The sequence below is a fragment of the Sphingomonas sp. CROZ-RG-20F-R02-07 genome, from assembly GCF_022662335.1.
GTDB lineage: Bacteria > Pseudomonadota > Alphaproteobacteria > Sphingomonadales > Sphingomonadaceae > Sphingomonas.
In genome coordinates, this window is record NZ_JAKNQJ010000008.1 from 136,442 (window position 1) to 151,435 (window position 14,994).

Sequence of the window (14,994 nt, forward strand, 5' to 3'; positions counted from 1 at the left end):
CCCGCCACCCGCGTCAGAACCCCGCCGTGATCGCGACACCGGCCGTACGCGGCCGGATCACACCAGCGGCCAGCGCCCCGTTCGGGAGCGTGCTGGGGGTCGGGAACGTCGTCGACAGCGAGGTTAGGCCGAGCGCGTTGGTCAGGTTCTTGGCATAAGCCTCGACCTCGAACCGCCCGAGGTGGACGCCCGCGCGCAGGTCGACGACCTCATAGGCCGGGATCTGCCGCTGGTGGCCATAGGTGCTGTAAAAGCCGAAATCGTAGGTTCCGGTCTGCCGCGAGAGCGAGCGCAGCGACGCGCCGAAATACGCTTTGGTCTCGCCGGTCAGGACGAACTCGTAGCTGCCGTCGAGTCCAATGCTGACCTTGGGCGAATAAGGCAGCTGATCGCCTGCAAAGCCGCCGACGATGAAGCTGGTGTTCTCCTTCAGCCGCGCGTTGGTGTAGGCGCCATTGGCGGTGAAGTTCAGCCCCTGCGCCGGGCGCACGGTGGCGGTGAACTCGACGCCGTCGCTGACTGCCTTGCCGCCGTTGGCGTTGATGCCGAAATTGTTCACCACGGCGAGCAGCTGGATCCGGTTCCAGTCGATGTGGAACGCGGCGACGTCGATCGAGAATTTGCGGTCGAGCGTTTCGCCCTTGAACCCCGCCTCGTAGCTGGTGACGGTGTCGGGAGCGAAGGTCCGCGGCGTGGTCGCGTCCGCCCCCGCCGGCAGCACGTTGGGTCCGCCGGGACGATACCCCTTCGCCACGCGTCCATAGATCGACGCATGGTTGTTGACGTTGATCTTGGGCGCCACCGAATAGGTGAATACATTATCGGACGAGCGCGTCTCGGGAAACGCTACCGGCCCGGCCGCCGCGCCCGCGAGGATGCCGTTGTTGATCTGGTCCGCGCGCTGGTTGTTGTGGCTGTAGCGGCCGCCTAGGGTCAGGTCGAACATCGGGCCGAAATGGACCGTGCCGTTGGCGAACCCAGCATATTCATTGTAAACTGATGGCACGCTCACCATCGCGAGCAGCGGCAGCCCCGTAACCTGGGTCAGCGTCCCGGGATTATAGGCTTGGTACGCTTGGTCGAGGTTTCCCGTCTCATGCGTGTAGTAGCCGCCGATCAGCCCTTCGAAATATTTGTTCGTGGGGGTGCTGAGCCGCACCTCTTGCGTGAACTTCGTCTGTCGCGTGGTCTGGCGCAACGCGAAGTCAGGGGTTCCCAGCGCGCCCATGAGGACCGTGTTCAGGAAGCCGGTCTCGTCCGTGCGGATATTCTGCCGCAGCGTCGCATAGCTGGTGACGGAGGTCAGCGTCGCAAATCCGAGGTTCAGGTCGCCGGTGCCGTTATACAGCCGGTAGGCCGTGTTGGTGAACTGGGGCACGAACTGCGACTGGACCGGGCGGCCGTACAGCTCCTTGAGCGTGAACGGGTCGACCTCGATGCTGTCGGGCGCGTTGACGTCAATGTTCTGCAGGATCGCGCTCAGCCGGACGGATAAGGCGTCGCTCGGCCGGATCAGCAACGATGCGCGGCCACCATAGCTGTTCACCGGATCGATGTCGTTGGCGATCCGAGACGTCCGGCTGGCGATCGCGGTGGCTTTCGGATTGGCCGCGGTCGGGGCCGCCACGGTGAAGGAATACGGGAGGCCGATCGAGTCAACAAAGCCGCCCGTGCGCCGGTAATAACCGCTCGCGCGGATCGCGACCTTGTCGCTGATGATCGGCAGGTTGATCATCGCGTTGCCGGCATAGCCGACTTGACCGCCGTCCGTGTCCTCCACCGACCCGCGCACCCGCGCCTCGACCTTGGAGGGATCGGGCGTGTTGGTAACGAACTTGAGCAGGCCGCCGAGCGAGTTCGCGCCGTACAGCGTCCCCTGCGGCCCGCGCAGGACCTCGATGCGCGCGAGGTCGAACGTGTCGAAGTCGCCCGCCAGAACGCCGCCGTTGATCAGGCCGCTCGACGAGCCGAACGGCGTGTCGTCGACATAGACCGCGACGGCCGAGCCGACGCCGCCCGCATTGATGCCGCGCAGGATGATGCGGCTGTTGCCTTCCTGCGACTGGGTGAGCTGAAGCCCAGGGACGAGCTTTAGGTAATCCTGGAACGTCGTCGCCTGCTGCGTCTCCAGCGCCGCGCCGCTGACCACGCTGACCGACTGCGGCACCTGGAGCAGCGTCTGCTCGCGCTTCTGCGCGGTGACGATGATGTCTTGCGTCGATTCCGGTTGGGGCGCGGTCGAGTTCACCGGCGCGTCGGGCGACACGTTGCCCGGTGCATTGACGGATGGATCACTCGCGGAGGCGGGTCGGGATGCATCCTGCGCCTGCGCGGACGCGGCCGACAATGCCGCCGTCGCGCTTGCGATAAGTAAGGTCGCTCCGAGGCTCCGCATCACCATCCCCTTTATATTCAACCGAGCGTTTCCCAGCCGAATCAGGCTGTTTCGGTTTGCGGTGATTTGTTGAGCCAATCTGAAACATGTCAAGCGGCTTCGGCAATCGCGCGACGGTTCCGCACCGCCTGTTGCTCAAGCGCATCAGTTGACCACAGCATCGCTGCGGCGATGGCCGCGAGCAACGCCAGCAGCGCGAAGTAAGCGCCATGCGGCATGCGGGTCCACAAGGTTCCGACCGCGCCCGCGCCGAAGCTGCCTGCGAAGATTGTCGCGAACCAGGCCGCCACCGTGGTCGCGCCGCGCCCGGCGGGGGCCAGCCGCGCGAACAGGCCGAGCCCGGTGGGCAGGATAAACAGCTCGCCGAAGGTGAACACGACGAAGAAGAGGAACAGCCAGCCCCAATGCGCCAGCCCGCCGCCGCTCGCCCAGACGACGCCCGCGAGCAAGAGATACGCCGCCGCCACGATCAGCGCGCCGGTCGCCATGCGCCTGGCCGCGCGTTGGACGTGCCCCGCCGCCGCGCGCCGCACCCACGTGGCCAGCAGCGCCGGCGTCATCACCATCACGAACAGCGGGTTCAGCGCCTGAAACCAGGTGGTGTCGATTACGAACCGGCCGAGGTGGCGGTCGACGCCGGTGTCCGCCCACTTGTTGAGCGCGTTGCCGACCTGCTCATAGGCACCGCGAAACACCATCACCGACAACGCGACGCCCGCCAGCGTCAGCAGGGTGGTGCGGTCGAAGCTGCCCCGCTCCGGGGCGGGCGCGTCGCGCTTCCTCGGCGCGCGCGTGGGCTCGGGCGGCAAATAGCGGCTTCCGACGAGATAGATGACTAGGCCGGCCAGCATGCCGATCCCGGCGGCGCCGAACCCGTAGTGCCAGCCGTACACCGCCGCCAGCGTCCCGCACACGAACGGCGCCAGGAAGCCGCCCAGATTGATGCCGACGTAATAGACGTTGTACGCCCAGCTCCGCCGCGGGTCGTCGGGGGCGTAAAGGTCGCCGACCTGGCTCGGCAGGCTGGGCAGGAACAGTCCGTTGCCGACCGCGATTGTGGCGAGCGCAAGATAAAGCAGTGGCCCGAACGCCATCATGAAGTGGCCGAGCGCCATCAGGCTCGCGCCGATGACGATCGCGCGCCGCTTGCCCAGCCAGCGGTCGGCGATCGGCCCGCCGACGATCGGAGTCAGGTACGCGCAGCCCGTATAGGTGCCGTACACCAGCGACGACCACCCGTCGCTGAACGACAGCGCCTTGGTCATGTAGAGGACCAGCAGCGCGCGCATGCCGTAATACGAGAACTGCTCCCACATGTTGGTGAGGAACAGCACGGTCAGCCCGCGCGGCTGGCCGAACCAGGCGCGCGTGTCGGTCATGCGGGAACGGGCGCTCCCCATACCTCCGGCCCGGCCCATAGCTCGCCATCCCGGTAGCTGACACTCGGTTTGCGATCATGCGCAAGGAACGTCGGCCCGTCGAGGTCGACCAGATCGCACACTTGGCCCAGCACGAAGCCCGGCGCGGTGGCGAGGCTGGTGCCGACCATCGTGCCGACCATCACGCCCAGCCCCAGCCGGCGCGCCTCCGCGGCCATCAGCAGCCCCTCGGTCAGGCCGCCGCACTTGTCGAGCTTGATGTTGACCACGTCGAACCGGCCCGGCGCCGCGGCGAGGTCGGCGAGCGACAACAGGCTTTCGTCGCCCGCGATCGGGACCGGCGAGGTGACGCCGTCCAGATCGGCCTCGCGCCCGCGCGCCAGCGGCTGCTCGAGCAATGCCACCCGCGCCTCCACCAGCGCCTCGGTCAGGCGGGGAAGATCGGCGACCGCAAAACCCTGATTGCCGTCGACGCCGAGCCACACGTCGGGCCGCGCCGCCCGCACCGCGCGCACCCGCTCGATGTCGAGGCCCAGTTCGCCCGTCAGCTTCATCTTGATCGACCGGGCGCCCGCATAGCTGCGCGCCTTGTCCGCCATCGCCTCCGGGTCATCGGCGCTGACGGTGAAGGTGGTCACGATCGGCTTGGGTTCGCCAATGCCCGCGAGCTGCCACACCGGGCGGCCGGTCCGCTTCGCCTCCAGGTCCCACAGCGCCGCATCGACCGCGTTGCGCGCGCCGCCCGGCGGCAGGATCGCGCGCAGCTCCTCGCGCGTCGGCCCCGCCTCGATTGCTTCCCGCACGCGTTCCAGCTCGACTCGCATGTGCGCGAGGTCGTCGCCGAGATAATACACCCCGCCCGCCTCGCCCAGGCCGCGGTGTTCGCCGTCGTCGAGCGTGACGGTCAGCACGTCCGCGGTCTCGAACACATGGCCCGAGATGCGGAACGGCTCGGCGAGCCGCAGCGTGTCGACCGACACGTCGAGTTTCAGTGCAGGCATCAATAGTTCCCCGTCAGGCCGATGAAGTGGAAGCCGACCGCGAAATACAGCAGCACGAACGTCGCGAGCAGGATCAGCACGCTCCACGTCTTGCGGGTCCAGCGCCGCCCGTCGCGCCAGGTCAGCCACGCGTTCCAGGCCGCCGCCCCGAACGCGCCCGGGAACACGATCACGCTCAGGATCTGCAACAGCCAGAGCCACGGGTCGGTTACGGAGGTGAGCAGCGTCGCCGACGCGGCCACCGTACTCACGAACGCGACCCAGCCGAGGATCACCGCCACGTCAAGTCCGGCCATGATCCGCGTGGCGCGATAAACGTGCAGCGCTTCGCCCTCCACGCTGTGCCGCGCCTTGTAGCGCCGCCGCACGAACCAGGTCGCGGGCCAGTAGAGGAACGTCAGCGCGAGCACCACGAGGCTGACATAAAGGGCGGGGAGCAGCCACGCGCTCGACCGGCTCGCGGGCACGCGGTCGAACACGGTGAAGGGCGACTCGCCATCCACGCTCCAGCGCACCGCGCGCCCGTCGACGACCTGCGCGGCCAGCCGCTCATGCCCGTTCACCTCACGCCACACGAACGGCGCGATCTCGGTCCAGGTCCTGGGCGCGCCGCCCGCGCCCTTGAGCGCGGGGATGGAAAGCCGCCCCTGCGCGTCCAGGCCGACTTTGGTCTGGGCCAGCACATAGATCGCGCTCATCCATTTGGACTGAACGCGGCGGCTGCCTTCCCACAGCCCGGTCAGCATCTGCGCGTGCTGCGCCGCTGTTTTCGCGTCGACCCGTCCGTCATGCTGCGTCGACGGGAAATACCGATCGGCGAAGTCCTGGAACAGGTTAACGCGAAGCGGATGGGCCGCGCCCTCGCGCCCGGCGCTGTTGAAGGACACGAAGAAGCCGACGCCATCACCCGTCATCAGGTGCAATGAGGTGTGCATGTTCTCGATGTCGCCGAGGTGCCCGATCACCTCGTGCCCGTTCACGTTGGTTTCGAAAAAGCCGAGTTCCATGCGGTTGAGCGGCGGGATGATCGAGCGCGGGTTGACCTTGCTCAGCGGGCTGTTGTGCATCACCGCAGCGGTTTCGGGTTTCAGGATGCCGCGACCGTTCTCCAGGTGCGCGATCATGAACTTGGCGATGTCGAGCCCGGAGACGGCCATCGACCCGGCCGCGGTGACCTGGACCCACTCGAACGGCTTCGCCGGCCCGGACGCGCGCGAATAACCGGTCGCCATGTAAGGCGCGATCGCGGGGGGAAGCGGCTGGCGGAAGCTCGCATATTTCATGCCCAGCGGGGCGTAGATGTGCTGCTCGATATAGTCGTCGAACGGCATGCCCGACACGCGCTGCACGATGTATCCGGCGAGCATAGTCGCCCAATTCGAATAAGCGGGCGTGGTGCCGGCCGGGTAGATGCGATGCGGCGTGTACGCCTTGATGAAGGTCTCGAGCGGCCGGATCTGGGCGGGGCCGCTGACGAAGTCGTTCTTGGCGACCTCCTCGAAGCCGCTGGTGTGCGTCATGATCTGGCGCATCGTGATCGGCTGCCCCTGGTAGGGCGGGATTTTGAAATCGAGGTAGCGATTGACGTCCGCGTCGAGGTCGATCTTGCCCTGCTCGACCTGCTGCATCACCGCGGTCCAGGTGAACAGCTTGGACACCGACCCGATCCGGAACAGGGTGCGGGCGGGGTCCACCGGGGTGCGCTTGGCGATATCGGCATAGCCGTAGCCGTGCGAGCTGAGGACCTGCCCGTCCTTGATCACCACCACCACCGCGCCCGCGATGTCCCCGCTGCGCAGCGCGAACGGCATATAGCCGTCGAGCCACGCATCGACGTCCTGCGCGGTCAGTGCATGGGTGCCGGGAGGCATCGGGATCGGGGCCGCTGTTGGCGGGCTCCGGGGCGTAAGCGGTGTGCGGACGAGCGGATCGGGCTGTTGCGCCGGCGCGGCCGCCCCCGCCAATGCGAGCATTCCCATCGCGAGTCGTCGCCAGAACCGCATCCCGTTTCCCTCCCTCGCACAGGCGTGTTGCCTGGGTCCTACTTGCAGCCTAGGCCGGACCGCGTATCGGATCGGGTGAGTGTGTGCTTGATCGGAAACACCTGTCAACCGTCATGGAGCCGTTTCATTGCCGTGCGTCGCCGCCACGCTCGTTGCGACCGGCCGCCTGGCGCGGCTCGGACAAGGTTGGGCCATCACGCGGCGGCGCGACGGTTTAGGCCGCGATGACCGCCTGGGAGTAGCCGACCTACTCCGCCGCGAAAAGGCGGTCCGCAGGTATCCGCGCGCAACATGCGATCTGGCATCGACTTTCCCCAGAAACGGCCCCCGTCCATGTGAAGGCGTCAGGACTGCAGCAAATCCACTCCATCCAAAACAGCGCGTGGGGAGCGAGGGCCGCGACCGCGCGCTGGCGTTGGACCGTACGTGAACTGGTGGCGGAGGGAGCCGGGGTCGGCATCTTCGCCGTCACCGAGGACCGGCTACACACTCAGTCCTCGGACTGCTCCCCGAACGGCATCACGCGTCGGATGGTCATCGATCTCGCGAGAAGCGGGCGGATGCAGGTCATCGGGTTCCGCGTCCAGCGTTGCGGCCGGGCCTCGGCGGGCGGGCTAGTTCTCACGGGGTCCGCCGATACGATCGTTCCCGCCTGCGAGATCGGGCCGCAGCGGTTGTTGCCGGGCCGCTTCGCGCGCGAGCGGATCGCGCCGTTGGCGAGCCGCATCGACGCCGAGGACTGGTTTCCGCGCGACGAGCTCTGGACCGCGATGGGCGAGCTGGGCCTTCACGGCATCACCGTAGAGGAAGAGCAGGGCGGCCTCGGGCTCGGCTATCTCGAGCATGTCGTCGCGGTCGAGGAAGTGTCGCGCGCGTCGGCGTCGATCGGGCTCAGCTACGGCGCGACGTCCTTCTATGACCCGATGATCGCCAAACTAGTGGTATATGGGGCCAACCGCGAAATTGCCCGCAAAGCGATGCTCCATGCACTCGATCAGAGCTATGTGTCGCCATTGCGGACAAACAGCGGCTTCATGTTCGCTTGCCTCGAACAGCCGGATTGGACTTGCCCCGGAAAAGTGGAGAGTTCCCTTGAGATGAAAGGCGAACTCGATGACGAAGCAGAAGCGTTTTACGAAGGAGTTTGAGGACGAGGCGGTTTTGCTGGTGGGGACCAGCGGGCGGACCAAGCGACAGATTGCCGATGACCTGGGTGTTGGGCTGTCGACGCTGACGCGCTGGATGGCCAGGCGCCGGGACCGCGCGATCGACCTGCCGGACGCGAGCGCATCGCAGGACACGACGGCCGAGTTGAAGCGGCTGCGTCGGGAGAACGAGATCCTGCGTCAGGAGCGGGACATACTGAAGCGGGCCACCGCTTTTTTCGCCAAGGAGGGAAGTCGATGAGGTTCGCGCTCGTCGATCAGGCGAAAAAGGATTTCCCCGTACACCGCCTTTGCCGTGTGCTCGGCGTCAGCCAGAGCGGCTATTTCGCCTGGAAAGACCGGCCGGCCAGCCGGCGTCAGCGCGATGATATGGTCATGCTGGCACATGTCCGCTCTTCCTTCGCGCTGTCCAACGGCACCTATGGGAGTCCGCGGATGACGCGCGAGCTGCAGGATGATGGCTTCGCCATCGGCCGACGACGAACGGCGCGGCTGATGCGCGAGAATGGCCTCCGGGCAAGGCAGAAGCGGCGGTTCAAGCGGACCACCGACAGCGAGCACGCCTGGCCGATCGCGCCGAACATCATCGACCAGGACTTCACAGCGACCGCCCCGGACCAGAAATGGGGCGTCGACATATCCTACGTCTGGACCCGCGAAGGCTGGCTGTACCTCGCCGTCGTCATCGACCTGTTCTCGCGCAAGGTGATCGGTTGGGCGGTCGGTGACCGGCTGCACCGCCGGCTGGCTCTCGCCGCGCTCCGCAAAGCTCTCACGATGCGTCGCCCGCCCGAAGGGCTGATCCATCACTCCGACCGCGGCAGCCCAATACTGCTCCGTCGACTACCAAGCCGAGCTGCGGCGCCACGGCGTCACGATCTCGATGTCGGGCAAGGGCAACTGCTTCGATAACGCCACGGTCGAGACGTTTTTCAAGACACTGAAATCCGAGCTCGTCTGGCGCACCGTCTTCTACACCCGCGCCGAGGCCGGGCAGGCCATTGCCCGCTATATCGACGGCTTCTACAACCCCGTGAGGCGTCACTCGGCGCTAGACTACCTTAGCCCCGCCCAGTTCGAGCGACAGGCGGCCAACTGAGCAGATGCCTCTCCACTTTAGCGGGGCAAGTCCAACCCGCCCTTAGCGTTGGGGTTGGCGAGCACGAAGCCCGCCGTGAAGTCGTCCTCCACCCAGTCCATCGTCGAGCCGATCAGGTACAGGATCGACGCTCCGTCGACGAACACCGTGCCGCCCGCGGTCTCAATCAGCTCGTCGAGCGGTTGCACCCCCACCACCCCCGTCATTGCAACGAATCACTTCATCGGCCATCTTATCCGCCAGGTCATCCAGCCGCATGTTTCAGATTTGCAGATATGTTGTGGATAGTGCCTCCCGGGCGCGCCGGGCCGCTATCGGCGGGCATATGGAGAGCAAATGGAAATCAATGACCAGCCGGCGAGGCGACCCGAGCACGCCCTCAAGGCAGCCCGGCAGGCGCAAGGCCTGTCGCTCCGGGCGCTCGCGGACCGCATAGGGATGCCGTTCTCCACGCTGTCGAAGCTGGAGAACGGAAGGATGGCGATGACCTACGACAAGCTGCTGAAGCTCGCGCAGGGCTTGGGAGTCGACATCGGGGAGCTGGTCTCGACGAAAGCGGCATCGGAGCGCCCCGCAGCGATCGGCCGGCGCAGCGTCACGCGGGCGGACAAGCTGCCCGAGGCGGACTCGCGGCGCCACACCCATTTCTACCCCGCCGCGGAAATGCGGCAGAAGATGATGGTGCCGATCATCATCGACGTGACGGCTCGCACCGTCGACGAAATGGGCGGGCTCGTCCGACATCAGGGTGAGGAGTACCTGCAGGTCCTGACGGGCGCGATGGAGTTGCACTCGGACCTCTACGAGCCGCTGCGGCTGTCCGAGGGAGATTCGATCTACTTCGACAGCGGCATGGCGCACGCCTATGTTCATATGGGCGAGGCGCCCTGCCGCGTGCTCGCCGTCTGCGCGGGAGCGGGCATGCAGCGGTTTGTGAACGCGGCGGGCGAGAGTTGGCATCTCACCCCTTGGCTGAACGGCGAACAAGGCGCGCGTGGTTGACGTTTCGGTTCTTGAAACGCCGATACCGGTGTGCGAGGATTGCGTCATGAATGAGCAACGCTCCCCTATAGATGCCGCAACGGACGAGGCTCCGGACCGGTACCGGGGCTGGGGCGAAGAAGTTTAGGGCCGCGATGCTCTTCCTTCCGACGCATCCGCGAGATGGAGCGGCCTCGTCGTGAACGCCGGTCGCGATCTCGCCTTAGGTGAAACGGTCATAGAGTTGCCGATCCGGGCGACGGTGCCGATCTCGCCGTCATCAGCTCGGCAAGAGGGCTGTTGCCTCCATGCCGCGCGCCAGCGCAGGTCTTTCCGCGGCACACGGTTCGCCGAACCTTCACGATCCCGAACCCAGCGCATCGTACGGATCGACCGCCGCATTGCCGAGGTCTCGCCGACCGGCAGTGCTTTTCATCCGGGTCTGGAGCCATGGTTATCGGTCGCACGTGATGGAAAGAAGGGAACTTCAGTCCGAAGAGCACTGCAGCGTGCCTTGAGGTGATCGATGGCTAAGCTTATCCTCGAGCAGCGCAAGGCGCTTGGCACGTTCCTTGCAAGCATCAGGGCGCGCGTCCAGCCCGGCGACGTTGGACTGATTGATGGTCCTCGGCGCACACCCGGTTTGCGGCGAGAAGAAGTTGCCGCCCTCGCGGGCGTCAGTGTAAGTTGGTACACCTGGATCGAGCAAGGACGCGACATTCAGATTTCCACGGATACTGTGGGCAGGCTTGCAAACGTTCTGCGGCTCGATCAAGTCGAGTCCGCGCATCTATTCGCTCTTGCTACAAATACACGCCCGGCCTCAAATGACAGCGTTAATTTGAGTGATTCGCTACGCACACTGATTGATACTATAGACCCAGTAGCGGCCTATGTCCGAAACGCGTACTTTGACATACTTGCCTGGAATAGATCTATCACCCAACTCTTTATCGATTATGGCAAACTCCAACCGCATGAGCGGAATACGATTCGGCTGATGTTCTTGTATCCTCCGTATAGAGACCTAATAGTCGACTGGGAAAGCCTGGCGCAGGGTTATGTCTCAAGCCTGCGAGCGGCACGAGCTAGAGCGTTCGTCAAGGCTCCTTTCGATCGACTGGCTGCCGAATTGTGCGAGGCAAGCCCAGAGTTCAAGGTTTGGTGGTCTGAGGTCGACGTGACGAGCTTCGACGAGGGTTACAAGCGCTTGCGGCACCCTCTGCTGGGAGAAGTCGAATACACCTATGTGACTATGACGCCGGAGAAGCAGCCGGGGCTGTCCGTGGTCACTTACCTTCTTCGACAGTCCGCCGGGGACTCTGGATCATAGGTTGTCTGGACGCCTGTTTGCCCGCGTTCTTGGCGACTAATCGGCTGAGATCGACTGGACGAAGGGATCTCACATGACAAGCCAGGATGTTACCGCGTCGCCCGGAGCGATCTCCCGTAACCCCGCAACGGGCGTCGTAATCGAGACCTATCCCTTCCTGAGTAGTCGAGGGATCGAACAGCTGCTATCGAGGGCTGCGGCTGCTCAGGTTGAGTGGCGTGCCACGTCGATGGACCAACGGGTAAAATATTACCTCCGTTTGGCCGAGACCTTCCATACGGATCAAGACCGGCTCGCAAAGCTGATTACAGACGAGATGGGCAAGACGCTTGGCGAAGCCCATGCTGAAATGGAAAAGTCGGCCGCGGCGCTCCGGTGGATCGCCGAGTCCGGGCCGGCCATCTTGGCGGACGAACCGGCGGCGCCGGACGTCGATGACGAGGTCTATGTATCGTATCTGCCGATCGGCACGATCCTCGCGGTGATGCCTTGGAACCTGCCGATCTGGCAGGTTGTCCGTGCAGCCGGCCCGATCATGCTCTCGGGCAACGGATTTCTTCTGAAGCATGCGCCCAATGTCATAGGCTGTGCTCGAGCCCTGCAGGAGGCCTATGAGGCGAGCGGCTTCCCCGCCGGTCTCTTTGCGGTTCTCAATGCCGACAACGACGCTGTGGCCGAGGTCATCGCGGATCGCCGGGTCGCGGCCATCACCCTGACCGGCAGCGCGCGCGCCGGGGCGGCCGTGGCGTCTACCGCAGCCAAAAACTTGAAGAAGAGCTTGCTCGAATTGGGCGGCACCGACGCCTTCATCGTTCTGGCTGACGCGGATCTCGAGAAGGCGGTCCAGGCAGCCATTGCGGCCCGTTATGGCAACGCCGGCCAGGTGTGCCTTGCGGCCAAGCGGCTTATCCTCGAGGAGCCCATCGCCGAGGCGTTTACGCAGCAATTCATCGAGGCGGCGAAAGCCCTCAAGGTGGGCGATCCCACGGATAAGAACACCTACTTCGGCCCGATTGCCCGCGGCGATCTCCGCGATGGCGTTCACGATCAGGTCCAGCGCTCGATCGCCGATGGCGCTACGCTGGCGCTCGGCGGTCACAAGATCGAGGGGCCTGGCTTCTTCTATGAGGCGACCGTGCTCACCGGGGTCCTGCCGGGCATGACCTGCTTCGACGAGGAGGTCTTCGGGCCAGTAGCGTCGATAACGATCGCCAAGGACGTTGAGGACGCGATCCGGCTGGCCAATATGAGCGAGTATGGTCTTGGGGGGGCGCTATGGACCAAGGACCTGGCCAGGGCGCGTGATCTGGTCAGGCGGATCGAGACGGGCGGCGTCTTCGTCAACGGCTACTTTGTGACCAACCCGCGAATACCCGTGGGCGGCGTCAAGAAGAGTGGTTATGGCCGGGAGTTGTCGCACTTCGGCCTGCGAGAGTTCACCAACGCCCAAGCGGTATGGATCAAGACGGCCGCCTGACCCCAGAACCGTGCCGCGACGCCGAAAACGAGAGCTAAGTCGCGGCCCGACCATCTTCTACTCTGGTTGGCCGCGAGACGGTGTGACCGTTTCTCTTTCAAGGAAGCCTCAAGATGTCGGATAATCTCAGACTCGGCTTCGTCGGGTTCGGCGCGATGCCTCGGCGGATGGCGGCCAGGTTGCGTGATGCAGGCCATCCTGTGATCGCATTCGATGTCGCCCATCATGGGGAAAGTGTCGATGGCTTTCGATTGACCGACAGTTCTGGGTCGTTGGCAGGTGAGGTCGACGCGATCCTCGTGGCGGTTCCCAACGACGCGGCGCTCTACCAATCGATGATTGCTCATGGTGGCGCGCTCGATGGCGGGCGAGATGGGCAGGTCATCATCAACTTCAGCACCGTCTCGCCCCAGGCATCGAAGAGCTTGGCCGAGGCCGCTACCGCGAAAGGCGTCGGCTACGTCGAGGCCCCGATGTCGGGAAGTACCCACGAGGCGGAAACCGGGCAGTTGGTGTTCCTGGCCGGCGGATCCGATGACGACGTGGCGGCTGCCATGCCGATTCTTGACGTGGTCGGCCGCAAGACCGTCCATGTCGGCGCTGTAGGCAATGGTGCCGTGACGAAGCTCATCATCAATGGCGTCATGGCGCTGGGAACTGCTGCGCTTGCCGAGGGGCTCGCCTACGGCGACTTGGCCGGGCTCGATCGCGGCCAGTTGATCGACATCTTATCCGATCTCATCCTTGTATCGCAGCATCACAAGCATAAGCTGACGATGGCCAAGGCGCAGAGCTACCCAGCCGAGTTTCCGACCAGGCTGATGTCCAAGGACATGGGCTTGCTGCTCGCGGACGCGCGCGAACGCGGAGCGTCGATGCCGAGCATGGCCGCCGCGGCACAATTGTACGCTTATGCAGGCAGAGTTCGCCCGAATGACGACTACGCCTCCGCAATCAGCGTCGCGGAGACGCTGGCGCAGAGCTGAGCTGCACGAATCCAATGCTTTAATTCAACTCTCAAAACAAAGGATTTCGCCATGCCCAAGTTGTTCGTCCACTCCCGCGAAGGAACGTTTTCGAGCGAGGCGCGCTCGAAGGTAGCGGCAGCTTTGACCGACTTGGGCATGGAATGCGAACGGCTAAGTAAAACGGAGCACGTGCGCGAGGGAGTCTGGGTGTGGTTCAGCGAGCATGCGCCAGACGCGGTGTTCAGTGGTGGAAAGCCGGTAAAAGGTCCGATCGTCGCTCTCGTCGTATACGCCCTAGAAGGCGGCTTAGATGATGATTCCCGGACTAAGCTGATTGCCGGTGCAACTACGATCTTTGGTGACCATCTTGGTTCGAGTGAGCCCGCGCCGGTCTACGTGGTTATACAAGAAACGCCAGAAGCCGATTGGGGGATGCAGGGCAGGCAGGTCTCGCTCGCAGCCCTGCGCGATGCCAGCTGAAGTTGGAACCTGTACCGGCTGGGCTCTCAAGTAGATGCAAGATCCCGAGATGAAGAACCTGCTGGATAGATCCAGTCTATCGGCAAAGTCGGGCAGCGGCACTGCATATGATCGCCGGCTATTCATCTATCTCACGACTTGGGGAAGCGTGCAAGCGTCGCTGTAACCGCGAACAAGTTGTGATAGCGTTGCCTATCATCACCCGCCAGCGACTTACTCGATACCTGCCCGGTAGAGCGTGCGAATGTCGCGGCCATCGCTGCGCCTAACAGCGCAGCGATGGCTAGCGTGATCGCCCCCCGCAAGGCATAGCTTAACGCCGTATCGGCCACCCCGTCCAGAACCGAGCCCATGAGGGCGACGCCCAAAGAGGTGGCGCGGTTTGTCTGCACAGGCTCGCGGCTTGGATAAGTGGACTGCCGCTGGTTGATCATGCCGCTGCGAGAAGCGGCTGGTTGAAGTATATCTGGTCGGGCGTACGGCCGCCAAGAGCGGAGTGCGGCCTGACGGCATTGTAGAAGCCAACGTAGCGGCCGATGCCCGCACGGGCCTCAGGGACCGAGGCGTAGGCGTGGAGGTACACCTCCTCGTACTTCACCGAGCGCCAGAGGCGCTCTACGAACACATTGTCGCGCCAGCAGCCCTTGCCGTCCATGCTGATGGCGATCTTCTCGCGGTGGAGGACGGCGGTGAACGCCGTGCTCGTGAACTG

12 protein-coding genes and 2 pseudogenes are annotated in these 14,994 nt (G+C 64.6%); 7 read left to right on the forward strand and 7 right to left on the reverse strand.

Annotated elements, in window-relative coordinates:
• Positions 1–13: 13 nt before the first annotated feature.
• The 4 genes from L8H00_RS13185 to L8H00_RS13200 all read right to left on the reverse strand — a co-directional run bounded on the left by L8H00_RS13185 (position 14) and on the right by L8H00_RS13200 (position 6,646).
• Positions 14–2,395, reverse strand: a complete 2,382-nt coding sequence (locus tag L8H00_RS13185; RefSeq protein ID WP_242097760.1) for a TonB-dependent receptor — start codon at positions 2,393–2,395, stop codon at positions 14–16.
• An 89-nt stretch (positions 2,396–2,484) separates the two neighbouring features.
• Positions 2,485–3,774: a peptide MFS transporter gene (locus L8H00_RS13190; RefSeq protein WP_242097761.1), complete on the reverse strand. Its 1,290-nt coding sequence runs from the start codon at positions 3,772–3,774 to the stop codon at positions 2,485–2,487.
• Complete coding sequence (locus L8H00_RS13195; RefSeq protein WP_242097762.1) at positions 3,771–4,775, reverse strand: dipeptide epimerase; 1,005 nt, start codon at positions 4,773–4,775, stop codon at positions 3,771–3,773. Before L8H00_RS13195 ends, L8H00_RS13190 begins: the two co-directional genes overlap by 4 nt.
• Positions 4,775–6,646: a serine hydrolase domain-containing protein gene (locus L8H00_RS13200; RefSeq protein WP_242097763.1), complete on the reverse strand. Its 1,872-nt coding sequence runs from the start codon at positions 6,644–6,646 to the stop codon at positions 4,775–4,777. Before L8H00_RS13200 ends, L8H00_RS13195 begins: the two co-directional genes overlap by 1 nt.
• A gap of 773 nt (positions 6,647–7,419) precedes the next feature.
• Here L8H00_RS13200 and L8H00_RS18885 point away from each other — a divergent pair.
• Complete coding sequence (locus L8H00_RS18885; RefSeq protein ID WP_347340734.1) at positions 7,420–7,926, forward strand: acyl-CoA dehydrogenase family protein; 507 nt, start codon at positions 7,420–7,422, stop codon at positions 7,924–7,926.
• Positions 7,892–9,043, forward strand: a pseudogene (locus L8H00_RS13215) (IS3 family transposase). Before L8H00_RS18885 ends, L8H00_RS13215 begins: the two are co-directional and overlap by 35 nt.
• 17 nt (positions 9,044–9,060) lie before the next feature.
• Here the strand turns inward: L8H00_RS13215 and L8H00_RS13220 are convergent.
• A pseudogene (locus L8H00_RS13220) lies at positions 9,061–9,219 on the reverse strand (iron-sulfur cluster biosynthesis family protein); the annotation flags it as partial.
• A 160-nt stretch (positions 9,220–9,379) separates the two neighbouring features.
• Between L8H00_RS13220 and L8H00_RS13225 the strand changes: the two are divergent.
• The 5 genes from L8H00_RS13225 (at position 9,380) to L8H00_RS13245 (ending at position 14,282) form a co-directional block, all read left to right on the forward strand.
• Positions 9,380–10,045 carry an XRE family transcriptional regulator gene (locus L8H00_RS13225; RefSeq protein ID WP_242097764.1) on the forward strand — a complete coding sequence of 222 codons (666 nt, stop codon included), beginning with the start codon at positions 9,380–9,382 and terminating at the stop codon, positions 10,043–10,045.
• 505 nt (positions 10,046–10,550) lie between these two features.
• Positions 10,551–11,357: a helix-turn-helix transcriptional regulator gene (locus L8H00_RS13230; RefSeq protein WP_242097765.1), complete on the forward strand. Its 807-nt coding sequence runs from the start codon at positions 10,551–10,553 to the stop codon at positions 11,355–11,357.
• 73 nt (positions 11,358–11,430) lie between these two features.
• Positions 11,431–12,834 carry an NAD-dependent succinate-semialdehyde dehydrogenase gene (locus L8H00_RS13235; protein ID WP_242097766.1) on the forward strand — a complete coding sequence of 468 codons (1,404 nt, stop codon included), beginning with the start codon at positions 11,431–11,433 and terminating at the stop codon, positions 12,832–12,834.
• 113 nt (positions 12,835–12,947) lie between these two features.
• Positions 12,948–13,820: an NAD(P)-dependent oxidoreductase gene (locus L8H00_RS13240; RefSeq protein WP_242097767.1), complete on the forward strand. Its 873-nt coding sequence runs from the start codon at positions 12,948–12,950 to the stop codon at positions 13,818–13,820.
• 51 nt (positions 13,821–13,871) lie between these two features.
• Positions 13,872–14,282 carry a tautomerase family protein gene (locus tag L8H00_RS13245; RefSeq protein WP_242097768.1) on the forward strand — a complete coding sequence of 137 codons (411 nt, stop codon included), beginning with the start codon at positions 13,872–13,874 and terminating at the stop codon, positions 14,280–14,282.
• Between the two features lie 131 nt (positions 14,283–14,413).
• Here L8H00_RS13245 and L8H00_RS13250 read toward each other — a convergent pair whose 3' ends face one another.
• Both L8H00_RS13250 and L8H00_RS13255 read right to left on the reverse strand, forming a co-directional pair.
• Positions 14,414–14,716, reverse strand: coding sequence for a hypothetical protein (locus L8H00_RS13250; RefSeq protein WP_242097769.1), 303 nt, complete (start codon positions 14,714–14,716; stop codon positions 14,414–14,416).
• On the reverse strand, positions 14,713–14,994 hold a 282-nt coding region (locus L8H00_RS13255), incomplete at its 5' end, for an integrase core domain-containing protein (RefSeq protein ID WP_242097770.1). The genes L8H00_RS13255 and L8H00_RS13250, both read right to left, overlap by 4 nt.

Bases quoted from the DNA above. Each gene is read 5' to 3' on its own strand.
- L8H00_RS13190 (WP_242097761.1), bottom strand. From the start codon at position 3,774: ATGACCGACACGCGCGCCTGGTTCGGCCAGCCGCGCGGGCTGACCGTG.
- L8H00_RS13195 (WP_242097762.1), bottom strand. From the start codon at position 4,775: ATGCCTGCACTGAAACTCGACGTGTCGGTCGACACGCTGCGGCTCGCC.
- L8H00_RS13240 (WP_242097767.1), top strand. From the start codon at position 12,948: ATGTCGGATAATCTCAGACTCGGCTTCGTCGGGTTCGGCGCGATGCCT.
- L8H00_RS13235 (WP_242097766.1), top strand. From the start codon at position 11,431: ATGACAAGCCAGGATGTTACCGCGTCGCCCGGAGCGATCTCCCGTAAC.
- L8H00_RS13225 (WP_242097764.1), top strand. From the start codon at position 9,380: ATGGAAATCAATGACCAGCCGGCGAGGCGACCCGAGCACGCCCTCAAG.
- L8H00_RS13230 (WP_242097765.1), top strand. From the start codon at position 10,551: ATGGCTAAGCTTATCCTCGAGCAGCGCAAGGCGCTTGGCACGTTCCTT.
- L8H00_RS13185 (WP_242097760.1), bottom strand. From the start codon at position 2,395: ATGCGGAGCCTCGGAGCGACCTTACTTATCGCAAGCGCGACGGCGGCA.
- L8H00_RS13245 (WP_242097768.1), top strand. From the start codon at position 13,872: ATGCCCAAGTTGTTCGTCCACTCCCGCGAAGGAACGTTTTCGAGCGAG.
- L8H00_RS13200 (WP_242097763.1), bottom strand. From the start codon at position 6,646: ATGCCTCCCGGCACCCATGCACTGACCGCGCAGGACGTCGATGCGTGG.
- L8H00_RS13250 (WP_242097769.1), bottom strand. From the start codon at position 14,716: ATGATCAACCAGCGGCAGTCCACTTATCCAAGCCGCGAGCCTGTGCAG.